Source organism: Streptomyces sp. KL109B, from assembly GCF_030766935.1.
Classification (GTDB): domain Bacteria; phylum Actinomycetota; class Actinomycetes; order Streptomycetales; family Streptomycetaceae; genus Streptomyces.
In genome coordinates this window covers 145,763-171,669 of sequence record NZ_JASERL010000006.1, presented here as the reverse complement: position 1 = coordinate 171,669, position 25,907 = coordinate 145,763, and the positions used below count along the sequence as shown (strand labels likewise).

Below are 25,907 nucleotides of genomic sequence, written 5' to 3'. Positions count from 1 at the left end.
TTCCGTGGGGGCTCGGCACGCGGCGGGTGTCGGCCTGAGGTCAGGCCGATGCCCGCCGCACCAGTTCCGTGGGGGTGATCACCGGCTCGGGGGCGGGGCCGTCACCGTCTTCGAGGAGCCGCGTCAGCAGGCGCACCATCAGCCGGCCCATGCCCTCGATGTCCTGGTGCACGGTGGTCAGCGCCGGGTCCGTCGCCCCGGCCACCGACGGCACGTCGTCGAAGCCGACCACGGCCACGTCCTCGGGCACCTTCGCGCCGCGCTCGCGCAGGGTCCGCAGGGCGCCCGCCGCCATCAGGTCGTTGGCGGCGAACACGGCGTCCAGGTCCGGGCGCCGGTCGAGGAGTTCGGCCATGGCGCGGGCGCCGCTGTCCTGCGTGAAGTCGCCCTGGGCCGTCAGCGCCGGGTCGGCGTCGGCGAGTACGTCGCGGTAGCCGTCGGCGCGGTCCACCGCGGCCATCAGATCGCGGGGGCCCGCGATGTGCCCGATGCGGCGGCGGCCGAGCGAGACGAGATGCCGCACGGCCTCCCGGGCGCCGCCGCGGTTGTCGCAGTCGACGTAGGGCACCGTGAGGTTCTGCCCTGCGGCGGGGCGGCCGCCGAAGACGGTCGGGATCCGGGCCCGCGCGATCATCGCGGGCAGCTCGTCGTCGTTGTGCAGGGAGAACGCGAGCGCGCCGTCGACGTGCCCGCCCGCGAGATAGCTCGCGATCCTGCCGTACTCGGCCGCCCCCTCCGCCCACAGGAGCACCAGCTGGGTGTCGTACGCCGTCAGCTCACGGCTGATACCGCGCAGTTGGCGTTCGAAGAACGGGTCGGTGAAGATCCGGAACTCCGGCTCCGCGATGACCACGCCGACCGCGCCGTTGCGCCGGGTCACCAGGGTGCGCGCAGCGTGGTTCGGTACGTAGCCGAGCTCGTCGACCGCGCGGCGCACCTTGTCGACGAGCGGGGCCCGCACGCCCGCGGCGCCGTTCACCACGCGGGAGACCGTGGCACGGGAGACACCGGCTCGGGCGGCGACGGCTTCCAGCGTGGGGCGGGGCCCCGTGGTCGGTTCGGGCAAGGCGGGCGCTCCTCGACTGGTACGCAGCCGGGTCGACGACGTGTTCGGCGTGCAGGATATCCCGCGCCTCAGCTCAGCTCGAAGCCGTGGTAGTTGCTGATCGCGATGCCGTTGGTGAGGTCGCGGTAGAGGCCGACGCCGCCGACGAACGGCATGAACACCCGTTGTTTGCCTGGGATGTTGGCGCCCATGTACCAGGAGGCGGCCTGTGGCATCAGCGTCAGGTCGGCGACGTCGTTGGTCGTGTTCACCCAGTTGTCCTCGGCGGCGGGGTCGGGCTCCATGCGGTGCAGGCCGTTCTCGCGCAGGTGGGCGAGGGCGTGGGTGATCCAGTCCACGTGGTGCTCGATCGACGTCATCATGTTGGACAGGACGGAGGGGCTCTGCGGGCCGGTCACCGTGAACAGGTTCGGGAATCCGGCCGACATCAGACCGAGGTATGTGCGCGGTCCGTGTGCCCATTTCTCGCGCAGAGCAGTGCCGTTGGCGCCGTGGATGTCGATGGCGTTGAGGGCGCCGGTCATCGCGTCGAAGCCGGTCGCCATGACGATGACGTCGGCGTCGTGCACCGTCCCGTCCCGGGTGACGATGCCGCGCCCGGTCATCCGGGCGATGGGGTGTTCGGTGAGGTCGACGAGGGTGACGTGGCCCTGGTTGAACACCTCGTAGTAGCCGGTGTCGACGCACATCCGCTTGCTCGCGATCGGGTACGTGCGCGGGGTCAGCCGCTCGGCCAGCTCGGGGTCCTTGACCTTCTCGCGAATCCGGCCGCGGACGTACTCGGCGACGGCCTCGTTGGCGTCCGCATCCTTGAGCAGGTCACTGAAACCGCTGCCGAAGCACAGGCCGCCGTCGTCCCAGCGGCGGTCCAACTCCCGTACGATCTCGTCCTCTTCGGTCTCGACGAGCAGCACCTGGTCGTCCTCGTCGCAGTCGAAGCCCTTGAAGGAGGCGCGGGAGATCTCGCGGCGTTCGGGGTAGCGGGCCCGCGCCTCGGCGAGGCGGTCCGCGATGGGGCCGTTGTGGGCCGGCACCGCGTAGGACGGGGTGCGTTGGAAGACGGTGAGCGAGGCGACCTGCGGGGCAATCGCGGTGATGGTCTGGAGTCCGGAGGAGCCGGTGCCGATCACCGCGACCCGCTTGCCCGCCAGGTCGGCGCCCTCGTGCGGCCAGTTCGACGTCCACAGCACCTCGCCCGCGAAGTCCGCGAGGCCCTCGAATTCGGGCCGGGACGGCACGGACAGGCAGCCGGTCGCGGCGATGACGTACCGGGCGGTGCGGGGCACGCCGTCGGAGGCCGTCACCGTCCAGCGCTCCGTCGCCTCGGACCAACGCATCGCCTCCACGCGGGTGTTGAAGGCGATGTGCGCGCGCAGATCGTAGCGGTCCGTCACGTGCCGCGCGTAGGCGAGGATCTCCGGCTGCGCGGCGTAGCGCTCGCTCCAGTCCCACTCCTGTTCCAGGTCGGTGTCGAAGGAGTACGAGTACTCGACCGACTCGATGTCACAGCGGGCCCCGGGGTACCGGTTCCAGTACCAGGTGCCGCCCACATCGGCGCCCGCCTCCACCACACATGTGTCGAAGCCCAGCGCGCGCAACCGGTGCAACTGGTAGAGGCCCGCGAACCCGGCGCCGATGACGATCACGTCGTGGTCGGCCATGGCTCACACCGTCCTTCCGGCGACGAGCTTGTTGATGTGCTCCGCCACGAGCCGCAGCCCGTCCTCGAAGCCCGGCAGGATCCCCGCCATCTGGAAGTACGCGTGCATCTGGCCCGCCGCTTCCTGCAGCGTGACCGGGACGCCCGCGTCGCGCAGGGCGTCCGCGTAGGCGACGCCTTCGTCGTGCAGCGGGTCGTACTCGGCGACGTAGACGAGCGCCGGGGGCAGTCCCGCGAGGCTGTCGGCGCGCAGCGGAGACGCGTCCGGGTGGGCGCGGGCCCGCTCGTCGGGCAGATAGTGGCTCCAGAACCAGGCCATGGTGTCCCGGGCCAGGAGGAGCTGGTTCTCGGGCGCGAGGTACGAGGGCCGTTCCAGGTCGCAGTCGGTGACCGGGTAGATCAGCACCTGTCCGTCGAGGTCCGGGCCGCCCCGGTCGCGGGCCCAACGGGTCATGACCGCCGCGATGTTGCCGCCCGCGCTGTCTCCCGCGACGAGCAGCGGGGCGCCGTCCGGGGCGAGTTCGGCCGCGTGCTCTGCGGCCCAGGCGAGTCCGGCCCAGCTGTCCTCGACGGCCGTCGGGAACGGGTGCTCGGGCGCCTTGCGGTAGTTGACCAGCACCACCGTCGACTGCGTCGCGTTCGCGAGCCGGCGTCCCACGTGGTCGTACTGCAGGTCGATGTCCCCGAGCACCCAGCCGCCGCCGTGGAAGTACACGACGACCGCCTGCGGGGTGCCCGCGGGGCGCAGCACGCGGGTGCGCAGCCGTTCGCCGTCGCCTACGTCGATCCGTACGTCCCGCACCTCGCCGACCTCCGGGCCGCGCCCGCTGAGGCCGGACAGGACCGGGCCGTGCAGCCGGGCGACCGCCGGTGTCGACTCGTGCATCGCGGGTCCGTCGGTTTCGGCCAGGGCCGCCAAAAACGCCTGCGTGACCGGTTCCAGTGGCATACGGCCGTCCCCTCGTCGATGTGTTGCCGCCGCCTCGGAGGTGATGCTCGTACGGTGCACGGGCCATGCTCGCCGGAGATCCTCACGGGGTCCAGCCCCCGGAAGGCACCGGCTGCGTCGTAGCATGTCCCGGTTGTCCGGCCCTGCCGGACAACTCCGGGCAGCCCGGGGGAACTTGTGTCACACCCGTGGGCCGCCGCCGTTACGACGTTGGGGTTCGATGGATGCCACGCGCGCACACGACGGGCTCGGCCTGCTCGAAGCGGAGCTGACCGAACGGCTCGGCGCACCGCTCGATGCCCCGCTCGGCTCAGGGCTTGAGGCACGGCTCGGTTCACCGCCCGCCGCACCGCCCGCAGCTCCGGCCCGCTTCCGCACGGGGGCGGCGCCCGCGCCGCGGACCCTGGTCGACGTCCTGGCCGCGACCGTGCGGGCCCACCCCGACGAACCGGCCCTCGACGACGGCGTGCGCCGTCTGACGTATCGCGCGCTGGACGCCGAGGTCGACGGGCTGCGCCGCCGTCTGGCCGGGGCGGGGGTGGGGCGCGGCGACCGGGTCGGGGTGCGGGTGCCGTCGGGCACGAACGACTTGTACGTGGCGATCCTCGCGGTCCTCGCGGCGGGCGCCGCCTATGTGCCGGTGGACGCCGAGGATCCGGACGAGCGGGCCGAACTCGTCTTCGGGGAGGCGGGGGTGCGGACGGTGATCGGGGCGGGGCACGCCTTCACCGTCGACCGGTCGCGGCCCTCGCCCGTTGCGGCCGGGCGGCCCGCGCCCGAGGACGACGCGTGGGTCATCTTCACGTCCGGTTCGACGGGGCGCCCGAAGGGGGTCGCCGTCAGCAACCGCAGTGCCGCGGCGTTCGTGGACGCGGAGGCCGCGCTGTTCCTCGCGGACGAGCCGATCGGTCCCGGCGACCGGGTCATGGCGGGCCTCTCCGTGGCGTTCGACGCGTCCTGCGAGGAGATGTGGCTGGCGTGGCGGCACGGCGCCTGCCTGGTGCCGGTGCCGCGCTCGCGGGTGCGCGGCGGCGCCGACCTCGGGCCCTGGCTGGCCGAGCAGGAGATCACCGTGGTGTCCACCGTGCCGACGCTGGCCGCGCTGTGGGAGCCGGAGCACCTCAACGACGTACGGCTGCTGATCTTCGGCGGCGAGGCGTGTCCGCCCGAGCTGGCGCGGCGGCTGGTCACCGAGGGCCGCGAGGTGTGGAACACGTACGGGCCCACCGAGGCCACCGTCGTCGCCTGCGCCTCGCTGCTGACCGGCGCCGAGCCCGTGCGGATCGGGCTGCCGCTGGCGGGCTGGGAGCTCGCCGTCGTCGACGCGGACGAGCGGCTCGTCCCGATGGGCGAGTGCGGTCAACTCGTCATCGGTGGCGCGGGGTTGGCGCGCTATCTCGACCCGGTCAAGGACGCCGAGAAGTACGCGCCGCTGCCCGCGCTCGGCTGGCAGCGCGCCTACCGCAGCGGCGACCTCGTCAAGGCCGACGCCGAGGGCCTGGTCTTCCTCGGGCGGAGCGACGAACAGGTCAAGCTCGGCGGGCGGCGCATCGAACTCGGCGAGGTCGACGCCGCGCTGCAGGCGCTGCCGGGTGTCGCGGGCGCGGCCTGCGCCGTGCGCACCGCTCTCGGCGGCAATCAGCTGCTCGTCGGCTATCTCGTCACCCAGGAGGGCTGGCGGCACGCGGCGGCCGTGGAGCAGTTGCGGGCCCAACTCCCGGCCGCGCTCGTGCCGTTGCTGGCGCCCGTCGCCGAGCTGCCCACCCGCACCTCCGGCAAGGTCGACCGGGACGCGCTGCCGTGGCCGCTGCCCGACCTGGCGGCCGTCACGGGCTCAGGGGCCGGGCAGCCGCTCGAAGGCGCGGAGGCCTGGCTCGCCGAACAGTGGAGCGCGATCCTCGGGGTGCCCGTCACGGGCGCGCACGACGACTTCTTCGCCATCGGGGGTGGCAGCCTCGCCGCCGCCCGGCTCACCACGCGGCTGCGCACCCGCTACCCGAGCGCCGCCGTCATCGACGTCTACGAGCGGCCCGTGCTGCGCAAGCTGGCGCGCCGCCTGGAGAAGTCGGCCCGGGAGGACGCCGCGGAGCGCGTCATCACGCCGGTGCCGAGGCGCGCCCAGGTCGCCCAACTCGCGCTCCTGTTGCCGCTGTTCACGCTCACCGGGCTGCGCTGGACGGTCGCGCTCGCCGCGCTTGCCAACGTCCTGCACCTGTTCGGCGGCGGGTACACGTGGGCGCCGACCGGCTCCTGGTGGCTGATCGCTCCGGTGGCGCTGCTCCTGTTCAGCCCGCCGGGGCGGCTCGCCGTGGCGGCGGGCGGCGCCCGGCTGCTGCTGCGCGGCGTCGGCCCCGGCACGTATCCGCGCGGCGGCGGCGTCCACCTGCGGCTGTGGACCGCCGAACGCCTCGCCGAGCTCAGCGGCGCGACCTCGCTGACCGGCGCGTGGCTGCAGCGGTACGCCCGCGCGCTCGGCGCCAGGGTCGGCGCCGACGTCGATCTGCACTCGCTGCCCCCGGTGACCGGGCTGCTCAAGCTGGGGCGCGGCTGCGCCGTGGAGAGCGAGGTCGACCTGTGCGGGCACTGGCTGGACGGCGACCGTCTGGTGATCGGCGCGGTGAAGGTCGGCGCGGGCGCCGTCGTGGGCACCCGCAGCGTGCTGTTCCCGGGTGCCCGCGTGGGCAAGCGGGCCGAGATCGCGCCGGGCTCCGCCGTCCGGGGCCATGTGCCGACCGGTCAGCGGTGGGCGGGCTCCCCCGCGGTCAAGCTCGGCAAGGCCAAGCGGGAGTGGCCGAAGCAACGGCCGCCGCGCACGGCCCGCTGGCGCGCGATGTACGGGGCGACGGGCCTCGCCCTCACGCTGCTCCTGCCGCTCCTGGCCGCCGTCGCGGCGCTGCTCGTGGCGCGCGCCTTCGTGCCGCCGGGCGTCGGGCTCGGCGCGGCCGTGCGCGGCGGGCTGCTCGCCGTCGCGCCCGCGGCCCTCGCGTACGGACTCACGTACGCGCTGCTGATCCTGGCCGGTGTCCGGCTCGCGGGACGCGGCCTGGCCGCCGGGACGTTCCCCGTGCACAGCCGGGCGGGCTGGCAGTCGTGGACCGTCATCCAGCTGATGGACCGGTCGCGGCAGACGCTTTTCCCGCTGTACGCGGGCCTTGTGACGCCCGTGTGGATGCGGCTGCTCGGAATGCGGGTGGGCCGGGGCGCAGAGGTGTCGACGGTGCTCGCGCTGCCGGGGCTGACCACGGTCGGCGACGGCGCGTTCCTCGCCGACGACACGTTGACCGCTCCGTACGAACTCGGGGGCGGGTGGGTGCGGATCGGGCGTGCGGAGATCGGGCGCCGGGCGTTCCTCGGCAACTCGGGCATGACGGCGCCCGGCCGCACGGTGCCGGACGACGGTCTGGTCGGCGTCCTGTCGGCGACGCCGAAGAAGGCCGAGCGGGGCGGTTCGTACCTGGGTCTGCCGCCGGTCCGGCTGCCGCGCCCGGCCGCCGGCGCCGATCCGGGCCGCACGTACGCGCCGTCGCTCCGGCTGCGCTGGGCGCGCGGCGCCGTCGAACTGGGCCGTCTGGTCCCGGTGTTCTGCTCTGCGGCACTCGTCGTCGGCGTCGTCGGAGCGCTCGCGGCGGTGTCGGCGGCGTACGGCCTGTGGGTGGCGGCGCTCGGCAGCGGGCTCGTGCTGTTGGCGGCGGGGAGCATCGCGTGCGGGGTGTCGATCGTGGCGAAGTGGCTGCTGGTGGGCCGCCATCGCGCGGGCGAGCACCCGCTGTGGTGCGGTTTCGTGTGGCGGGGCGAACTGGCGGACACGTTCGTGGAGATGGTGGCGGTGCCGTGGCTGGCGGGCGCGGTGCCCGGCACTCCGGTGCTGACCGCGTGGCTGCGCGGGCTCGGCGCGCGGGTCGGGGCGGGCGTGTGGTGCGAGAGCTACTGGCTGCCGGAGACCGACCTGGTCACGTTGGAGGCGGGGGCGAGCGTGAACCGGGGCTGTGTCGTTCAGACGCACCTCTTCCACGACCGGATCTTGCGGACGGATACTGTGACCCTTCGCGAGGGCGCCACCCTGGGCCCGGGCGGAATCGTGCTGCCGGGCAGCGAGATCGGTGCGCGCAGCACGCTGGGGCCCGCGTCCCTGGTGATGGCCGGCGAGTCGGTGCCGCCGGGCAGCCGGTGGCTCGGCAACCCGATAGAGGCCTGGCACCCGTGATCCGAGGGACCCGAGGGAGAGGGAGCGGACGAGTCGTGAACGGTCAGCCCAAGGTGGACCCGTACTTCCCGTCCAATGGTGACTCCCGCTACCGCGTGCACCGCTACGAACTCGACCTCGACTACCGGCCCGCCCCCAACCGGCTGTCCGGCACGGCCCGCCTCAGCGCCATCGTCGGCGCCGCCGAGCTCGACGAGTTCCAGCTCAACCTGTCGGACTTCCGCATCGGCCGGATCCGCGTCGACGGCCGCCCCGCGCACTACACGCTGCGCGGCGGGCGCCTGCGGGTCCGGCCGGCGAAGCCGCTCGTCGCGAGCGCCGCGTTTACCGTCGAGGTGCACTACTCCGGCAATCCGAGACCGGTCAAGAGCCCCTGGGGCGGCCTGGGTTGGGAGGAGCTGACGGACGGCGCGCTCGTCGCGAGCCAGCCCGTCGGCGCCCCCTCCTGGTATCCGTGCAACGACCGGCCCGCCGACAAGGCCGCCTACCAGATCTCCCTCACCACCCCGTCCGCGTACCAGGTGGTGATCGGCGGCCGTCTCCTCACGCGCACCACGGGTGCCTCGACCACGACCTGGCTGTACGAGCAACCCGCCCCGACCTCAAGCTACTTGGTCGGCCTGGCCATCGGCCGGTTCCGGACGGCGCTGCTCGGCGACCCTGGCCTCGACGGGGTCCCGCAGACCGGCCACTTCCCGGCGCACCTCCTCACCGAGTTCTCCCGCGACTTCGCGCGGCAGCCGCGGATGATGGACCTGTTCCAGGACCTCTTCGGCCCCTACCCGTTCGCCGAGTACGCGGTCGTGGTCACCGACGAGGAACTCGACGTGCCCGTGGAGGCGCAGGGCCTGTCGCTGTTCGGCACCAACCATGTGGACGGCGCCCGTGGCGCTGAGCGGCTGATCGCGCACGAGCTGGCGCACCAGTGGTTCGGCAACAGCGTCAGCGTCGCCGACTGGCGGCACATCTGGCTCAACGAGGGCCTCGCCAAGTACGCGGAGTGGCTGTGGTGCGAGCGCTCCGGCGGCCGGACCGCCCAGGACCTGGCCGCCGCCGCCCACCGGCTGCTCGCGGAGCTGCCCGAGAATCTGTCCCTTGCCGACCCCGGCCGTAAGAGCATGTTCGACGACCGCCTCTACGAGCGCGGTGCCCTCGCGGTCCACGCCCTGCGCCACGCGCTCGGCGACGCGGCCTTCTTCCCCGCGCTGCGCTCCTGGACCGACGCGCACCGGCACGGCGTCGTCACGACTGACATGTTCGCCGCCCACGTGGCACGGTTCGCCCGGCACCCCGTCGACGACGTGTTCCGCGCGTGGGTGCACGGGACGGCGCTACCGGAGCTGCCGGTCCCCGCGGCGGGTTCGTAGGCGGTACGCGGCGTCCCGGAGCGCGACTCAGCCGTGCAGGCGCTCAGCCGTGCAGGCACTCAGCCGTGCAGGCGGACCGGGATCTTCTGCCAGCCGTACGCGATGAACGACGGCACCTGGCGCAGGTCCGCTTCGTCGACGGCGAGCCGCAGGTCCGGGTAGCGGTCGAAGAGCGCGGGCAGGGCGGTGCGGGCCTCCAGGCGGGCGAGCGGGGCGCCGATGCAGCGGTGCACTCCGATACCGAAGGACATGTGGTCGTCGGCGCCGCGCGTCGCGTCGAACTCGGTGGCCGTGGGCCCGTAGTGCTCGGGGTCGTAGCCGGAGGCGGCGTACGTCGTGAGGATGGCGTCGCCCGCCGGGATCGTCACCCCGTCGACCGTCACGTCGGTGACCGCGAAGCGCAGCGGCAGGCTGGCGATGGACGGGTGCACACGCAGCGTCTCGTCGATGACGGCGTCCCAGGTCAGCTCGCCCGAGCGGACGGCGGCGAGCTGTTCGGGGTGGGTGAGCAGCGCGACGACCGCGTTGCCGATCAGATTGACGGTCGTCTCGAAGCCGGCGCCGATGACCAGGAGCAGGGTGTAGAGCAACTCCTCCTCGCTGAGCCGGTCGCCGTCCTCCGCGCGCACCCGCAGCAGTTCGGTGGTCATGTCGTCGCCGGGGTGCTCGGCGCGGTACGCGATGAGCGCGGGCAGCACTGTGCCGATCTGCCGCTGCACGTACGCGCCGTGCTCGGGGCTGGGGTCGGAGGTGTCCATGATGGCCGCGACGAGGTCGCCGACCGGGCCGAGCAAGTGGTCGGGGACGCCGAAGAGTTCGCAGATCAGCTGCATCGGGAGCTGGTTGGCGTAGGTGACTCGCAGATCCACGACCGCGCCGGGCGCGACCCCGTCGTCGGCCTTCCCGCCAGCCGGCTCGTCGAGGGCCGTGAGGAGTTCCTCGGTGATCTTCTCCACGCGCGGGCGCATCAGCTCGGTGCGGCGGGCCGTGAAGCTGGGCGCGACAAGCTTGCGCAGCCGGGTGTGGTCCGGGCCGTACGTGGAGAGCATGTTGACCACGCCGACCCAGCCCAATACCCAGCCCCACTCCGGGTGTTCGCCGACCTCGGCCCAGAGCGACCAGTGCTTGCGCGGGTCCTTGCTGACCTGCGGGTCGAGGATGAGCGCCCGGAGGGTGTCGTAGCGGGTGGGCGCCCAGGCCGGTATTCCGCCGGGCAGTTCGACGGGGACCACGGATCCCGCCGCGCGCAGTCGCGCGGCCTCGGCCGGCAGGTCGGCGCCGAACGGGTCGATGGCTATACGGGGCGAAGGCGCGCGCTCGGTCACTCTCGGGCTCCTGAACTGGGGTGCGGTACGGCGACCGTGGGACCGTACCTCACGCGATCATCGACGCACGGCCCTTCTCGTACACCACCAGGCCCTTCGACCGGCCCAGTGGCACAAGGACCAGTTCCACCACCACCGCCTTCCAGGCATAGACGACATTGACGAGTTTGGTCGGGTAGACACATGGCAGGTTCAGGAGCACTTGCCGCAGTGGCACCCGTCGTCTGCGCGCCGCGTAGACCAACGGGGGTAGCGTCAAAGCGAGTTCGGAGCCGAGCCACCAGCCGAACGTCTCCAGGGCGGGGCGGCCGTACCCGAGCGTGAGCACGAAGGGCGCACCCCACCACAGGGGCGCGAGCAGGATCTCCATCAGCGCGAGCGTCACCCACAGCGCGAGCATCGGCTTGCGCAGTGCCAACTGCCCCGTGTGCAGCCGCACGTTCTGGCAGAAGCCCGCCATCCACCGCCACACCTGCTTGCGCAGATACAGCAGGCTCTCCGGGTCGGCCGCCCTGGCCACCGCGTCCCCCACGTACACCGCGCGCCGCCCCGCGATCTGCTGGGACCACGTGAAGTCCATGTCCTCCACGATGGTCCGCTCCGGGAAGCCGTGCTCACCGAGCGCCTCGCGGCGGAACATCGAGCAGCACCCCGAGCACACCATCGGGCTGCCCGCACCCGCCTGGATCGGCCGCTGCCAGTGGAATCCGTGCAGATACTCCACCGACCGGCCCCGCTCCCACACCGTGCGGGCGAACCTGGTCTGCACATTGCCCGCGGCGATCGTCACGCGCGGGTCGGCGAAGACCGGCGCGACCTTCTCGATGTAGTCCGGCGCAAGCACCGTGTCCGCGTCCACCGCGAGCACGAGCTCCGAAGTGCAGTGCGGCAGCGCGTAGTTCTGCGCCTTCGCCTTGCTTCCGAGGTTGTCCGGCGGGCGCAGCACCTCGGCGCCGTACCGCTTCGCGACCTCGCCGGTGGCGTCGGCGGAGGCGTCGTCCACCACGATCACCCGGCTCGGCGGCACGGTCTGCGCCGCGATCGACTCCAGCGTCGCCGGGAGCCCGGCCTCCTCATTGTGCGCGGGCACGATCACCGTCACGTCACGCATGGCGCCGCCCCCGTCCCCGTACGAGCCAGAGCCGCCGCGCTCCGGCCACTCCGGCCTTGATCAGTACGGCGGCGCCCACCGTCGCGTACACGAGCACGCTCACCCCGACAACCGGCAGTCCACTGCCCATACCGCTCCCCCGTCATGTCATCCGCTGCTTCGCTTCGGCGCATCGCCTTCGCGCTCACCAACGAAGCTAGCCCGATGCCGGACGCGGAGCCTCGGGCCGCCTCATATCTGCGGATGGACCGGCCGTTGTGGACAACTTCCCCACTCGATCGGGGAGTTCCGCCAAGAGTCCTCCAGGAGCCCCTCAGGGGTTCCCGTCACATTTCGATGAGTCGGCTGTAGCGGCTGCGCACCACGGCACGCTCGCTGTCGGGCACGGGGTCGACGGCCAGCGCGACCGGCAGGTGGTCGGCGGACGGGCGGCGGCCGTTGTCGAAGCGTCGTCGCGCCGCGGCGACTTCCTCGTAGGTGCCGACGGAGATGCGCCGTTCCGACGTGAAACTCGGCTCGCCGAACCGGCTGACGGCGGCCCCGCCCTTGCCGAACACCTTCCGGCAGGCGTCCAGTACGCGGCGCGCCGTGCGGTGGTCGTCCGTCAGCACGTGCAGCGCGCCGTCGCTCCCGTAACACACCCCGGCCAGCAGGGACACCACCACCAGCAGGTCGTTGCCCTTCGGGCGTGGCATGGCGCCCTGCGTGGTGCCGTGCTGGTAGAGCAGCAGCGTCATGGCCAGGTGTTCGTCGCTGGGTACGGAGCCCATGCCCCTGCGGACCAGTTCGATGACCGGCAGCAGGCGCTCCGGGTCGAGCTTCGGCGTGGGCTGTTCGATCGGGGCCACTGAGTACAACACGTCGTCGTTGTTGGACAGTTCCGCCAGGAGCGCCGGCGTGACGGGGGCGCCCTTCGGGTCGAGTCCCGTGGTCACGGCGACGACGACGCTCCCTGCCGCCCGTACTCGGGAGAGTCCGGCATCGGAGATCTCGGCGTGCCACGACGTGCCTTCCAGTGGGCCGCTCTCGGCCAGCACGGTCAGCCGCGTCGGTTCGAGGCGCGCCCTGAGCCCTTCCACGGTTCGGCGCTGCGAGAGTCCATGGGCCGGAACGAATCCGGCGCCCGCGCACCTGTTCAGCGTGCCGATGGTCCAGGCCCTGATGGGCGGGTCCGACCGGAACAGCACCGCCGCCTCGCACGACGGGTTCACGATCAGCACGGGTGTCACCTCCTCCCACTCCAGTACGCGGGCCCGCCACGTCAGATTGACCTTGAGGTGCTGGGCCTGTTCGGGCGTGTGGTGCGCCCATGCCGACGGGCGGCACTCCTCGTGGTGGAGGGTGGCGAAGAGGCCGGCGTTCACGTCGTCGATCGCGAGGTTGAGGGCGTCCGTGTCGATGATCTCCTCACCGCAGGTCAGGCAGTCCACCGGCACCAGCTGGTCGTGCAGCTTGCGCACGGTCGCGGCTCCGAGGGCCGCGCGGATGTCGTCGGCGACCCTGAGTTCGTTGCGCATGAACTTCCCCGTTCTCAGGAGTCCGGCACGGTGAACTCCCAGTCCAGTTCCCACAGGCTCGCCGTGCCGTCGAACCCGCCGACGAGCAGATGTCGCCCGTCCGGTGTCATCCGCAGATCGAGCACCCCGCTCCGGCCCGTTTCGAGGGTGTGCACCAGGTCCCCGGTCCGCACGGACCAGACCGTGACGGTGCCCGCCATGTCGCCCGCGAAGACGAACCGGTCGTCCGCGCTCAGGGCGAGACACACCACGCGGTCCGGCAGGCCCGCCTGTCCGGCGAACGCGTGCAGGCGCTCCCCCGCGCCGTTCCACATGCGCAGGTACGGCTCGTCGAACCCGCAGGCGACGACGGTGCGGCGGTCCTTCGACACCCGTACGTCGTGCGGGCCGTAGGTGTCGTCGGCCGGGATGTCGAGCAGGCAGCGGCCGCTCGGCAGGTCCCAGAGGCGCAGGGAGTCGGCCGCGCCGGAGACCGCGGTGCGGCCGTCGGCGCTGAGGGAGACGGCGCTGACGCTGGAGGTGTGTCCGGTGAGCGTGCGCGGGGGCCCTGCTCCCGCGAGGTCCCAGAGGCGGAGTTCGTGTGCGGTGTCCGCGGTGAGCGCCTGGCCGAGGTCGGCGGAGACGGCGGCCGTCGTGAGGATGCGCGGCTCTTCCGGTACGACGGTGGCGAGCGGTGCCCGCTCCGACGTCGACCACACGCGCATCGTTCCCGAGACCATCACCGCGGCGACCCGGTCGCCTCCGGCGTCGAGGCGCGTCGCCAGCACTCCGTCGTCGAGGTCGAACAGCGGCACACCGGCGCGCAGATCCCATACGTTCGCCCCGAGGAGCGTCCCGCACGTCGCGTACCGCCCGTCGTCGCAGACACTGGTCCGCACCCTGCGCAGCGACGTCCCGGGTACGGACATCGTGCGCGTGATCCACGCCGTGCGCAGCCCGGTCCGGGGGAACCGGTCCGCGAGTTCCCGCCAGGCCCGCAGCAGCCGCACATCGCGCTCGTAACCGGGCAACGCGCGTGCCTCTACAAGGAGTTGGTGCGCGGCGCGGTAGCGGGTGGCGGCGACAGCCGTCTCCGCCCGGACCGTCAGTTCGCGCGCCCGGTCGCCGAAGTGCGTGAGGTCGACCACCGGGTGGGGGCGGCTCACCCGCAGCGCGGCGACGTATCCGACGGGGACGCGGAACTCCCAGGAGCGCACGGTGTCGTCCGCGGCGACGGACCGGGCGTGCCGGCCGTCCGGGGAGAGCCAGACGTCGCACACCCCCGCCGTGTGCCCCTCCAGCGTACGAACGCAGCGCGATTCGGCGAGGTCCCACAGGCAGACGGTGCCGTCCTCGTTCCCTGTGAGCGCCCACCGGGTGTCGTCGTCGAGGGCGAGGGACGTGATGCCGGTGACCGTCGTCAGGCTGCGCTCGCAAGCGCCGGTGCGTACGTTCCACACGCGTATCGCCGCGTCGTCGCTCGCGACGACCACGCGGGCGCCGTCCGCGCTCCACGCCATGGCCGACACGCGCGCGCAGGAGTCGGTGAGGAGGCGGGAGCGGTCCGGGGAGCCGGGGCACACGAGACGCAGCCGGCCTTCGGGGTCTCCGCGGTGGACGAGGAGCGTGGAACCGTCGGGGCTCACCTCCGCCATGGCGAAGACGGCGCGCTCGTCGAAGCGTTCACGGAGCACGAGCGCGCCGCGCGGCGTCTCCGTGCCCCGCTGGAGGTTCCAGCCGAGCAGTTCGCCGTCCCGGGTGACCGCGTACGCCGTCGTCTGGTCGGGAGACAGGCGCAGGGCCTGCACCGACTCGTCGCCGACCGGGGTGTACATGCGCAGCGAGCGCCCCGTTTCGAAGTTCCACAGGCGGACGCACTCGCCGCGGGCGAGCGTCAGACCGAATGTGCCGTCGACGCTGCTGACGTCGATGGACCGGGTCCCGGGGTTCTCGCAGCCGCGCAGGCACTGGCCGGTGGCGGCGTCCCACAGGCGGGTCGTGCCGGTCGATTCGCCGCTGATCACATGTGTTCCGTCACGCGTGAACGCGACCTGGCCGAAGGGCGGGAGGGTCCGGTCCGGGTACCAGGGCAGGCGCGTCGTCGAGGTGGCCGACAGGTGGCCGAGGCGCGGGGAGTCCAGGGCCTCGGTCGCGGCGCGTGTCTCCGGTTCGTCGGCGTGCTCGTGCGCGACCCGTTCCAGGAGTCCTCGGGCGCTGTCCACGGCGCCGCGCTCCAGGTGCGCCTGCGCCGTCAACACGCGCGCGTGCCACGGGTCTCCGGCGTGCCGGCCCGCCACCCGCAGCGCGGAGAGCAGGGCGACGTCGGTGGTCTCGCCGCGCCGCCACCCGATGAGTCCCGCGTTGTACGTGGCGTCGAGGTGCTGGGGGTCCGCTTCGAGTGCCTTGCGCAGCAGGTCGGCGGCCCGTTCCTGTTCCCCGAGGTCGAGCAGGGACAGGGCGCGGTTGTTGTACTCGGCCGCGCGCAGTTCGGCCCGCGTGGGTGGCACGAGGCGCGGGGCGGCGGGGTCCAACCGGGCGTGGATGTCCTCCAGTTCGCCCGCGATGTCGGCCATCGAATCGGGCCGGGAGCGCGGGTCCTCGGTGAGGCAGCGGTCCAGGAGGTGTGCGAGGGCTTCCGGCATGTACCGCCGCGCCGGTTCCTCCGAAGGCTCCACGGGTCCCGTGGCCGGATGGCTGTCGTACGTCGCGCGGGTCACGGCTCCGACCGTGCCGACGGTGGTGGCGGTGGTCGCGGACCGTGCCGACGCCGCCGCGCCGAACATCTCCCGTACGGACACCGCGAAGCTGTAGACGTCGGACGCCCGGCCCAGCGGGCCGTTGCCGCGCAGTTGCTCCGGCGAGGCGTACGCGGGGGTCAGTCCGCCTCCGGACGGACCGCCGGGGCCCGTGGACAGCGCCTGGGCGATCCCGAAGTCGGTGATCTTCGCGACTCCGTCGACGCCGCTGTCGAGCAGTACGTTGGCCGGTTTCACGTCGCGGTGCAGTACGCCGCTGTCGTGGGCGAATTCGAGTCCGCGCGCCAGCTGGCAGCCGATCCTGACGAGGCGCGCGACGACCGTCGCGGGATCCCCGGCGTACAGGGCGCCGGAGTCGATGGACTCGCGCAGGCTGCCGCCGCGCACGTACTCCGCGAACAGCCTCGGAACACCGTCGAGGACGCGTACGTAGTAGCAGCTGCAGACGTTCGGGTGCAGGCCGAGGGACACCCAGGTCTGTGCCTCGGCCACGAAGCGTTCCGCGTCGGCGGGGTGGGCCACGTGCCTCGGCAGCGGTGACTTGACGGCCAGGTCGATGCCCCAGCCGAGGTGCCGTACGCGGTGCACGACGCCCATCCCGCCGTGGCCGACGAGGCGGGTCAACTGGTAGAGCCCGTCGATGACATCGCCGGTGTTCCAGGGCCCCACGGACTCACCCGCTCCTTCGGCGCTCACCCGATGGAGAGGGACACGTGTTTGTTGAGCACGACGGTGTCGTGTCTCTGGACGCGGACCGTCGTGTCGCGGCGGACGTCGACGGCCTCCTCGCCGCGCCGCAGCACGGCGTCGCCGACGCCGCTGAGGTGCGTGTACGACCAGCCGTCACCGGAGAGTTCGAGGGTTCCGTGGGTGCGGCTGATGTCGGGCCGGTTGATGCTGATGTCCTTCAGGGTGCGCCCGATCGTCACGTAACCCGACTCGGTGCGGTGTGTGGTCAGCACGGCGTCGTCGACGACCACCGACACGTCGAGGGCGTCCTTGAGGGTGGGGCGGCCGGCGGTCGGCCCGCCCTCGTACCGGACGCGCAGCGAGCGGCCGTCGGGGAAGCGCAGGACGCTGCCGTCCGGAACGGACACGGTGGCGCCGGGCCGGAGCACCGCGCCCTCCCCCGCCGTCTCGTTGTCGACCAACTCGACGCGCTCCGAGGACTTCTGGACCCACTGGAAGCCGGGCCGCCCGTCGACGCTGTCGTACCAGCGGAAGGCGCCCGCGACGGGTACTGCGGCGCCTTCGCCGCGCGGGCTTCGCACGGTCGGTCCGCCGTCCGCCGTCACGGCCAGCGGCAGGTCCAGCGGGCGCCCGAGATAGAACCGCGCCGCCTGGTCACCGCTGTCCGCGCGACCTCCGCCCTCGTCACCGCTGCCCCCGTCACCGCTGTCCTCGCGGCGCTCTTCGAGGAGGACGAGCGTCGCGCCCGCCTGTGGGGCGCTCTCCGCGACCAGTGGCAGCCACGCGCGCTGCGGCGCGGACTCCGACGGTGTGCGCCGCAGGAAGGCGACGCCGCCGAAGGCGCGGGGGACCCGCACCGACGCTGTGACCTCCAGCCAGCAGTGCCGGAGCTCGCCCTGGTCCTGCCGGACGAAGAACCTGAACTCCCGGCTGCCCGCGGCCGGGCCGCGTCCGCCCGGGATCGTCCACTCCACGTGCCGCGTGCCGACCCCGACGACGTTGCTGACCAGTTCCTTGCGGTTCGTGGTCCGGTTCAGGCCGCCGCCGACCGTGCCGATGCCCGGCGTGACCGAGACATTGGCGCTGGTCGCCGCCTGGGTGTCCACGTACTCCACCGACGGTGTCGGCGCGCAGGCCACCGGGGCGGGGCAGCCGCGCGGGGCGTGCAGCCGCGCGGAGACCACCAGGTCGAGCTCGGACTTCGGCCGCGCGGGCCGTACGGTGACGGGGACGGTGACCGCGAGATGGCGCGCCGCCTCACGCGCCGTCCCGGTGAGGCCCGCGCCCTCCAGCATCGCCGGGGTCGCCACGTCGCAGCCGATCTCGCCCAGGACGACCGTCGAAGCTTCCACGGTCGGACCGCCGCCGTTCCCCCGCATCGATCAACCCCCCGTCCCTCGAAGTGAGTTCAGCCTCTTTCATCATGCCCGACACCACTGACACTCGGTGCGGGCCAGGGACGGGTCGCCGGACGGAATCGGGATTCACCAGGTCACGGGGAGGCTCCGGAGGCCGCAGACCCGGCTGCCGGTGGTCCACGAGAGGTCCTGGTCCGCGCAGGCGAGCGCGAGCGTGGGGAATTCGGTGACCAACGAGCCGATGGCCACCTGGAGTTCCACGCGCGCGAGGTTGGCGCCCAGGCAGTGGTGCGGGCCGTGCCCGAAGGCGATGTGCTTGTTGGCGGGGCGCCGGAAGTCGAGCCGCTCGGGTTCCGGGAAGTGGCCGGGGTCGTAATTCGCGGCCACGACAGGGGCGAGGACCGCCTGTCCCGGTTCGACGACCGCTCCCGAGGGCAGCGAAACCGGTTCGCGTGCGAGGCGGAGCAGGCCGCCGTGCCCGGGGACCTCCGTGCGCAGGATCTCCTCGACGGCGGCGGGCAGCAGCGACTCCGGGTCCGCGCGCAGGGCGGCCAGCTGGTCGGGGTGGCGCAGCAGGGTGACGACGGCGCGCCCGATGACGTTCCCGGTGGTCTCGTGTCCGGCGATGATGAGCCCGCGGACCATGCGCGCCAGCTCGACCTCGCTGAGCCGGTCGCCCTCGTCGTGGGCGTCGATGAGGGCGTCCAGCAGATCGTCGCCCGGGGCCTCGCGGCGCGCCGCGATGAGTTCGTCGACGTACGCGGAGAACTCGGTGGCGGCCGCCGCGCGTTGCGGCGCGGAGGACGTGCTGGTGGACAGGAAGGCGTCCGACCAGGCGCGGAAGCGGGGGCTGTGCTGCGCGGGGACGCCGAGCAGGGCGCAGATGATGGCGATCGGCAGCGGGAACGCGAAGGCCGTCATCAGGTCGACAGGGCCCTCCCGGCCGCGCAGGTCGTCGAGCAGCTCGTCCGTGACCGCCTGGATCCGTGGCCGCCAGCTCTCCGCCCGGCGCGGGGTGAAGGTGGCCTGGACGATGCGCCGCAGCCGCGTGTGGTCGGGCGGGTCCATGTTGACGAGGGCGTTCGGGTCGTCGGAGAAGTCGGCGTCCGCCAGCATGCGCGGGGCGCCCGGGTGGCGCAGGTTGCGGCTGAACCGGGGGTCGGTGAGGACCTGGCGCACGTCGTCGTAGGCGGTGGCCAGCAGCGCCTCGTCGCCGCTCGGCAGGGTCACGGGAGCGAGCGGACAGGCGGCGGCCCGGCGCGCGGCGTAGGCGGCGGGTGGGCTCCCGTAGGGGCCGGGAGGGAAGGGGAAGGTGGCGTCGTGGGTGTCATGCGTGGCGTCGTGGGTGTCATCGGGCACTGGAGGGTTCCTCCCTTGTGAACCGTTCTGACCGTTCGAGCCTTACGAGCCTTACAGCCTTACGAGTTTTCGAACGGCAGCGTCTCGTAGCGCCGTACGTAGCAGCCGTCCGCGAAGGTGCCACGCGCGGCGTCGACCGTGAAGTGCGGGAAGCGGGCGAGGAGTTCGGTGAGCGCGATCCGCCCCTGGAGGCGGGCCGCCGCCGCGCCCAGGCAGTGGTGGGGGCCGTAGCCGAAGGCCAGGTGCTGCGGGGCCGTGCGTTCCAGGTCCGCTTCGTCGGCGCGGGGGCCGAAGGCGCGCGGGTCGCGGTTGGCGGAACCGTAGAGCAGCAGCACCTTGCTCCCGGCCGGGGCCGTCCTGCCGTACAGCGTCAGGTCCTCGGTGAGCGTGCGGGCGAGCCCCTGCACCGGCGACGCAAGGCGCAGCGCCTCCTCGACGAAGGGGCCGGCCGACGCCGGGTCCGCCCCGATCCGCTCCCGCAACTCCGGCCGCCGCGTGAGGAGTTCGGCACCGGTGCCGAGCAGCCCGATGGTCGTGTCGTTGCCGCCCGCGATCATCGTGAAGGCGAAACCGAGGATCCGGATCGCGGCCTGCGGGTCGTCGGCCATGACGCGTACGAGGTCGGAGACCGTGTCGTCGGCGGGGTGCGCGCGGCGGCGCTCGATCAAGTCGCCGAAGTACGCGAAGAGTTCGCCGACGGCCTCGTGCGCGTCGAGTGCCTGGCCCTCTGCGCCCGCCTGCACGATCGCCCGCGTCCAGCCCGCGAATCGCTCCCGGTCCGCCTCGTCGACCCCCAGATAGTGGGCGACGACGAAGCACGGCAGCGGCCGCGCCAGTTCGGCGACGAGGTCGACCGGTTCGCCGGCCGCCGCGCGTACGTCGATCGCGTCGAGCCCGGCACGCACGAAGGCGCGCACCGCGTCGGCGACGGACTCCACGCGGCGCGGCGTGAACCCCTTGGTGAGCAGGGAGCGGAACTCCGTGTGCTCCGGCGGGTCGAGCATCACCAGCGGCGGCGCGACGTCCACACCGGCCGCCGCCATGTCGTCGCGGACCACGGTCAGCCCCTGCCGCGACGAGAAGACGCCGGGGCGGCGCAGCGCGTCCAGTACGTCGTCGTAGCGCGAGAGCACCCAGTAGTCGCCGTCCTCGACGTGGTGCAGCGGATCGTGGTCGCGCAGGGCCGCGTACATCGCGTACGGGTCGCGCCAGGACTCGGCACCGCGAGGGTGGAATCGGGCGGGCGGCGGGACGATGCTCATCGGATCACGGTGCGGCCATATCTGACGGATAGTCAATAGGCGGCGGTGCGTTCTCGGCCGCCCGCCCCGCCCCTCTGGCACCCCGGATTCGCGAACGACTTGTGGTGATAGTGGGGTTGATGCGTGAACGGTTCCCGTTGGGGCCGGTGGCCTGTGCATCCTGACGGCCGGGATCAGCACGTCGCAAACGGGGAGGCGACACTGACCTTGGCTACCAAAGTGCGCGAGCCGACAGGGCACACCACTGTCTGCCGCTTAGAGGTCGTGTACGACGCCGAGTTGGGGCCGGTGCGGACATCCGCGCTGCGTTTCCTCGGCTCCGGTCGGCGACCGGGGCGGCAGCCACCCCCTCCGCAGTCCGCTCCCCCGTCGTGGCTGCTGGTGCTCGCCGCCGAAGGATCCCTGACGCTGGCCACGCACAGCGGGTCCACCCGCATCGCGCCCGGCGAGGTGATGCTGTGGGACGAGACCTGGCCGCTGCGTTCATCGGTCCTTGCGGCCGGGCACGGCACGGGCGGGGCGAGTGGCGCGCGCGACGGGGCGGCGGGGGCCACGGTCCTCCTGCTGCGCCTGCCGGAGGCCACGTTGCCCGTGCCCCGGCGGACACTGCGCCGGCTCGCCGCGCTGCCGGTGCCCACCGACTCGGGGCCCGCGGCGCTGCTGCGCCGATTACTGGAGGAGTTCGCACACCGGCCCACCACCGACACGTACGCGCAGCGGGTGTGGCTGGGGCGGGCGGCGGTGGACCTGGTGGTCGCGTTCGTCGCGGGCGGCCCGCTGCGGGACCGGCCCGTCCCGCAGCGGGACGAGCTGCCCAGGCCGCGGCAGGCGCAGCTGACACAGCGGGTCATGGCGTACATAGAGCGGCATCTGACCGATCCGGACCTGTCGCCCGGGGAGATCGCCCGTGCGCACCACATCTCCGTTCGCTATCTGCATCACCTGTTCCAGCAGGAGGAGTGGACGGTCGGCGGCTTCGTACGCATCCGGCGCCTTGAGCGCTCCCGGACCGACCTCGGCGATCCGGGCCTCGCCGACCACAGCGTGGACGCCATCCGGGCGCGGTGCGGGTTCCGGGACGCGGCGGTGTTCGGCCGGACGTTCAAGAAGCAGTACGGCGTCACGCCGGGCGAGTACCGCAGGATCAGCGCGGCGTGACGACCGGCCGGCCTCGGCGGCGTCAACCGCGCAGTTTCGCCCATGTGTTGGTGCCGACCTGCCCGTCGACCTGGAGGCCGTGTGCGCTCTGGAAGCGCCTGACGCAGGTGACGGTGTCCTGGCCGAACTGCCCGTCGACGCCGGCGGGGCCGATGTTGTAGCCGCGGGCCTTCAGGATGCACTGCACCTGGCGGACCCGATTGCCGGTGTCGCCGTAGTCGGTGAGCGCGGTGCCCGAGTAGTAGCGGCAGTTCCGCCACGGCTTCTGGGGCGTGCTCGGCGGCTCAGGGGCCCGGGTGGTGGTCTGTCGGGGCGGCGGCTGGGCGTCGTCGTCGGGCGGCGGCTGGGCCTGGTCGTCATCGTCGCCGCCCGGGGTGGCGGCGCCGCCGGGGTCGGCTTCGGCGCCGCCGTCCTCCGCGGGCGGCTGGGCCGGGTCGTCGCCGCCTCCGGGAGCGGGTGAGGTGTCCGGGGGCCCGGGGCTTTCGCTGTCCGGCTGCCGCGAAGGCGAGGCGGTGTCGCGTGGGTGCGAGGACGAGGACGACGGGTGGACCCGCCCGCTCTGCGGATCCTGTGTGCCGCCCGGTGCGAGGAACGCGTACGCCGCGCCCGCCACCGCGAGGACGGCCACCACCGCCGCGACGACCGCCGCGACCGTTCGCCGACGGCCGCCGCGCTGCCTGGTGTCCGTGCCGCCGCTGGTGGGCTGGGGCGCGCCGCGGCGCAGCACGGTCTCCTGCGCCATCGGCGCGACGGCGGCGGCGCTGCCCCGGAACGCGGCCCGGTCCGCGATGAGTTCGGCGAGCCCTGGCGGCCACTGCGGCGCGGCGCCGCGCTGCCGGGCCGCCTCGACGATCTCCTCTGGCGCGGGGCGTCGCCCCGGCTCCTTGTCGAGGCAGCGGCGGATCAGTTCGCCGAGTTCGCGGTCGCCGTGCTCGGCCTGTCCCAGCACCCGTGCGTCCGGCGGTTCGTAGACGACGCGGTGGATGACGTCGGCGGTGGAGCCCTCGCCGAACGGCGCCCTGCCGGTGGCCACATGGGCGAGTACGGAGCCGAGCGAGAACACGTCGGACGCGGTCGTCGCCTCCCGCCCCTCCGCCTGCTCGGGGGACATGAAGGCGGGCGTGCCGACCTGCTGTCCTGTCATGGTGAGGGCGCTGGCGTCGGTGGTGCGGGCGACACCGAAGTCGATGAGGCGTACGCCGTCGGGGGCGAGCAGGATGTTGGACGGTTTGAGGTCGCGGTGCACGATGCCGGTGGCCCCGATCGTCGCGAGGGCCTGGGCCGTCTCACCGGCGAGCCGCCACACGACCGGCGCGGGCAGCGGGCCGAAGCGGTCCACGGCGTCGTCGAGGGCGGGCCCGGGAACGTAGGCCGTCGCCATCCACAGGTGCTCGTCCTCGTCGAAGCCCGAGCCGAGCAGCTCGGCGGTGTAGCGGCCGTGCACGCGGCGGCTCGCCGCGACCTCGCGTTCGAAACGGCGGCGGAAGCGCGGGTCCTCCGCGTACTCCGGCCGGATCACCTTGACGGCGACGAGGGCGCTCGTGTCGTAGTGGGCGGTGCCGGTGAACCGGGTGCCGGCGCTCGTACCGGCATCCGTGTCCGTGTCGCGGCCGAGATACTGCCGGCCCATTCCGCCGCCGCCGAGCCGGGCGAGCACCCGGTACGGGCCGATGGTCACCGGGTCGTTGCGGTGCAGCGGCTGGGCGCCGAGCCGTTGGAGGTCGGCCTCGCTCAGCTCGGCGGTCCAGGGGTGGGCCGGGTCCGTCTCGGGCATCGGGAGTCCTTCGTGGTCAGCCGTTGCCGCCGGCCTGGGTGATGTTCTTCAGCACGGTGTCGAACTTCCGCTGGAACTCCTCGAGCGACTGCCTGATCTTGTTCAGGTCGGCCTGGGCGCCGTGCCAGGCCTGGCGGAACTCGGCGGCGTGCCTGCCGTCCCAGTGGCTCTGGTCGCTCAATACGTTTCCGGCGGCGGTCAGTTGGCTGATGGACTGCTGGAGTCCGCCGTCGATGATGCCGAGGAACTTCCGGCTCGCGGCATGCGCTGCCTCGTCGACCTTTACGGTGCCTGCCATGGTTGTTCTCCCTGTCCGGTCGTTGGCGTGCTCTTGTCGTTGGCGTGCTCTTGTTAGCCGTCGCTCTTTTCCTGGTTGAGGAACTCCTCGACGGACGTTCGCTCCTGATTCCAGAAACGCGCTCCGAACGAACGCAGATCGGGCGCCGATTCCCCGTTTCTGCCTTCGCCTTCAGGAACGTCCTTGCCGACTTGGTACTTCTCCGGGTGCCGCAGCATGTCGAGAATGCGGCTCTGCTTGGCCGCGGGGTCGTTCCCGACGGTGATCGGCTGTTCTTCTCCTTGCTTGGCCCCGGCCGGATAGATGTTGTGGCTCTCCAGCAGTCTGCTGAGCGTCATGGAGTACGCGGAGAGCGCCACTTGGTCGTTGAGGTTCCGCGCCGCGACGGGTGTTCCCTCGGGGATCGGGATGAGGCCGATCAGGCCCTTCGCGGGATCCAGGCCCGCGCCCTGGAGGTAGGCCTGGGCGGCCCCGATGGCGGCATCGGCGGCGATCTTGGGGAGCGGGCCACCGGGGACGAGCCCGCCTTCGACGTTCCCAAGGGCGCCCGCCAGCATGTCGCGCAGCACCTTGTGATCGGGGTCCGCGTCGTAGGCGGCACGGATGAACGGCATCAGGTCCGCGCCGACCTGCTTGCCCACCTGGTCCATCCTGCCGCCGAGTTGATTCGGTGTCTCGCCGGGCGAGCCCATCGAGCCGATGGTGCGGGGCAGGGCCGTGGCGTAGAACTGCTTGAACGCCTTGCTGAGCGACTGCCATTCGCTGCGGGAGAGTTTCTCGTCCCCGGCGAAGAGGCCTTGCGTCACCTTGTTCATCAGGGGGCGCACCTGGCCTTCGGGAACCTGCTGGACCGCCACCGTCAATGTGGAGAGCAGCAGTGGGCGCAATTCGGGATGCTGTGCGCCTTCCAGATGGAAGATGCGCGACAGCTGTTCCGGGCTCAGGGATTGTGCGAAGTGCCCGGCCGCGACCGGGTTCTGGGCGAGTGTGCGCAGCAGCGCGTTCTTCTGTTCCTGCGTGATGTAGTTGGTGTCCAGATTGACCGGCGGGAGGGTGGGCTGCCGGATCGGCCCTGCGAGCATGTCGCCGACCGCCTTCGCCCCCGGATTGCCGAGCGCCCCGCTCTCGTACGCCTTGACGAGCGCCTGCGTGCCCCCGAGCGCCACCATCGTCTCGACCTGGTCGCTGTCGAGTTTGCTGAAGAAACTCGCGCAGAAATAGGGGTCGTTGACGTGCCGGTTGAGTTCGTCGACGAACGCCTTCTTGTCCTTGAGGAGGGTCGGGTGGTCCTTGAGGTATCTGGCCGCCAGCGCCGCCCCCGCGTTCCACGACGCCTGGTTCGCCCACTGCAACTGCAACTGCCGTGCGATGGCGGTGACATCGGTGTCCTTGGCCCACACCGGCGCGCCCTGGGCGCGGACCGTGACCTTGCCTTCCTGGGTCTTCTGGAAGGCGAGGCCGACCGTGCGCACGTCGCGGTCGGTGTAGTAGACGGAGGCCACCTGCTGGGCGACGTTCCCGTCGAGGATGTAGCACTTGTGGCCGCTCGCCTCGTACGCGTTGATGGCCGGGGTCAGCACGGTGCGTACCCAGGACTGCAGTTGTTCGGCGCCCTGCGTGCACACCTGGGCGTACTTCAGCAGATTCTCCGGGACCGCGGACACCATGCCCTTGCGGGAAGTCATACGCCGCTTCCTCCTCAGTCGCCGTCGGACTTGGCGCGTGCGGTGCGGGTGGCGGTGGCGACCTCGGTCTGGAGGCTGCGGGCCTGGTCCTTGAGGCGGGTGAGGGAGCTCTGGCCACGGGCGAAGTCGGTCTCGAAGTGACGGCGCTTCGCACCCTGCCAGTTGTCGCTGCCCTCGCCGCCCAGGAGTGACTTGCGCTGTGTCGAGCGCAGCCACAGCAGCCAGTCCAGCTTCTCGATGAGCTGGGTCAGCTGTCGGCTGAGGTGGTCGGCCGCCTGGAAGTCGAAGTCCGTCATCTGCTGCGTCCCCCTGTGGTGTACGTGAGGATTCTCCGGCCGGTGGCCCGCACGCGTCATTGATCGTGGGTGCAATGTGCTTGATGGTGCGTG

The 25,907-nt window shown here is 72.4% G+C and carries 18 protein-coding genes; 3 read left to right on the top strand and 15 right to left on the bottom strand.

Going from position 1 to position 25,907, the window contains the following annotated elements; genetic code table 11:
* Positions 1 to 40 precede the first annotated feature (40 nt).
* The 3 genes from RBJ65_RS21640 to RBJ65_RS21630 all read right to left on the bottom strand — a co-directional run bounded on the left by RBJ65_RS21640 (position 41) and on the right by RBJ65_RS21630 (position 3,675).
* Complete coding sequence (locus RBJ65_RS21640) at positions 41 to 1,066, bottom strand: LacI family DNA-binding transcriptional regulator (RefSeq protein ID WP_306316837.1); 1,026 nt, start codon at positions 1,064 to 1,066, stop codon at positions 41 to 43.
* Positions 1,067 to 1,134: 68 nt separating this feature from the next.
* Positions 1,135 to 2,727: an NAD(P)/FAD-dependent oxidoreductase gene (locus RBJ65_RS21635; protein WP_306316838.1), complete on the bottom strand. Its 1,593-nt coding sequence runs from the start codon at positions 2,725 to 2,727 to the stop codon at positions 1,135 to 1,137.
* A gap of 3 nt (positions 2,728 to 2,730) precedes the next feature.
* Complete coding sequence (locus tag RBJ65_RS21630) at positions 2,731 to 3,675, bottom strand: alpha/beta hydrolase (protein WP_306316839.1); 945 nt, start codon at positions 3,673 to 3,675, stop codon at positions 2,731 to 2,733.
* Positions 3,676 to 3,895: 220 nt separating this feature from the next.
* On the opposite strand from RBJ65_RS21630, the gene RBJ65_RS21625 reads away from it, so the two are divergent.
* Both RBJ65_RS21625 and RBJ65_RS21620 read left to right on the top strand, forming a co-directional pair.
* Positions 3,896 to 7,879, top strand: a complete 3,984-nt coding sequence (locus RBJ65_RS21625; protein WP_306316840.1) for a Pls/PosA family non-ribosomal peptide synthetase — start codon at positions 3,896 to 3,898, stop codon at positions 7,877 to 7,879.
* 35 nt (positions 7,880 to 7,914) lie between these two features.
* Positions 7,915 to 9,246 (top strand): M1 family metallopeptidase, encoded by a 1,332-nt coding sequence (locus tag RBJ65_RS21620; RefSeq protein WP_306316841.1) that lies wholly within the window; start codon positions 7,915 to 7,917, stop codon positions 9,244 to 9,246.
* Positions 9,247 to 9,305: 59 nt separating this feature from the next.
* Here RBJ65_RS21620 and RBJ65_RS21615 read toward each other — a convergent pair whose 3' ends face one another.
* The 8 genes from RBJ65_RS21615 to RBJ65_RS21580 form a co-directional block, all read right to left on the bottom strand.
* Complete coding sequence (locus tag RBJ65_RS21615; protein ID WP_306316842.1) at positions 9,306 to 10,571, bottom strand: cytochrome P450; 1,266 nt, start codon at positions 10,569 to 10,571, stop codon at positions 9,306 to 9,308.
* 49 nt (positions 10,572 to 10,620) lie between these two features.
* Complete coding sequence (locus RBJ65_RS21610) at positions 10,621 to 11,682, bottom strand: glycosyltransferase family 2 protein (RefSeq protein WP_306316843.1); 1,062 nt, start codon at positions 11,680 to 11,682, stop codon at positions 10,621 to 10,623.
* On the bottom strand, positions 11,675 to 11,812 hold the full coding sequence (locus RBJ65_RS21605) for a hypothetical protein (RefSeq protein WP_306316844.1): 138 nt from the start codon (positions 11,810 to 11,812) through the stop codon (positions 11,675 to 11,677). Before RBJ65_RS21605 ends, RBJ65_RS21610 begins: the two co-directional genes overlap by 8 nt.
* A gap of 196 nt (positions 11,813 to 12,008) precedes the next feature.
* Complete coding sequence (locus RBJ65_RS21600) at positions 12,009 to 13,199, bottom strand: hypothetical protein (protein ID WP_306316845.1); 1,191 nt, start codon at positions 13,197 to 13,199, stop codon at positions 12,009 to 12,011.
* 14 nt (positions 13,200 to 13,213) lie between these two features.
* Positions 13,214 to 16,603 carry a protein kinase gene (locus tag RBJ65_RS21595; RefSeq protein WP_306316846.1) on the bottom strand — a complete coding sequence of 1,130 codons (3,390 nt, stop codon included), beginning with the start codon at positions 16,601 to 16,603 and terminating at the stop codon, positions 13,214 to 13,216.
* Positions 16,604 to 16,626: 23 nt separating this feature from the next.
* Positions 16,627 to 17,976, bottom strand: a complete 1,350-nt coding sequence (locus RBJ65_RS21590) for a hypothetical protein (protein ID WP_306316847.1) — start codon at positions 17,974 to 17,976, stop codon at positions 16,627 to 16,629.
* Positions 17,977 to 18,108: 132 nt separating this feature from the next.
* Positions 18,109 to 19,341, bottom strand: a complete 1,233-nt coding sequence (locus RBJ65_RS21585) for a cytochrome P450 (protein WP_306316848.1) — start codon at positions 19,339 to 19,341, stop codon at positions 18,109 to 18,111.
* A gap of 59 nt (positions 19,342 to 19,400) precedes the next feature.
* Positions 19,401 to 20,603 carry a cytochrome P450 gene (locus RBJ65_RS21580; RefSeq protein WP_306316849.1) on the bottom strand — a complete coding sequence of 401 codons (1,203 nt, stop codon included), beginning with the start codon at positions 20,601 to 20,603 and terminating at the stop codon, positions 19,401 to 19,403.
* A gap of 219 nt (positions 20,604 to 20,822) precedes the next feature.
* Between RBJ65_RS21580 and RBJ65_RS21575 the strand changes: the two genes are divergently transcribed.
* On the top strand, positions 20,823 to 21,761 hold the full coding sequence (locus RBJ65_RS21575; protein ID WP_306316850.1) for a helix-turn-helix domain-containing protein: 939 nt from the start codon (positions 20,823 to 20,825) through the stop codon (positions 21,759 to 21,761).
* Between the two features lie 22 nt (positions 21,762 to 21,783).
* Here RBJ65_RS21575 and RBJ65_RS21570 read toward each other — a convergent pair whose 3' ends face one another.
* Genes RBJ65_RS21570 through RBJ65_RS21555 form a run of 4 tightly spaced genes read right to left on the bottom strand, consistent with a single transcriptional unit; the run spans position 21,784 to position 25,814 of the window.
* Positions 21,784 to 23,535, bottom strand: coding sequence for a serine/threonine-protein kinase (locus RBJ65_RS21570; protein WP_306316851.1), 1,752 nt, complete (start codon positions 23,533 to 23,535; stop codon positions 21,784 to 21,786).
* A gap of 16 nt (positions 23,536 to 23,551) precedes the next feature.
* A complete protein-coding gene (locus RBJ65_RS21565; protein WP_306316852.1) occupies positions 23,552 to 23,833 on the bottom strand; it encodes a hypothetical protein in 282 nt (93 codons plus the stop codon).
* A 53-nt stretch (positions 23,834 to 23,886) separates the two neighbouring features.
* Positions 23,887 to 25,518 carry a hypothetical protein gene (locus tag RBJ65_RS21560; protein WP_306316853.1) on the bottom strand — a complete coding sequence of 544 codons (1,632 nt, stop codon included), beginning with the start codon at positions 25,516 to 25,518 and terminating at the stop codon, positions 23,887 to 23,889.
* A 14-nt stretch (positions 25,519 to 25,532) separates the two neighbouring features.
* Positions 25,533 to 25,814, bottom strand: a complete 282-nt coding sequence (locus RBJ65_RS21555; RefSeq protein ID WP_306316854.1) for a hypothetical protein — start codon at positions 25,812 to 25,814, stop codon at positions 25,533 to 25,535.
* Positions 25,815 to 25,907: the final 93 nt, after the last annotated feature.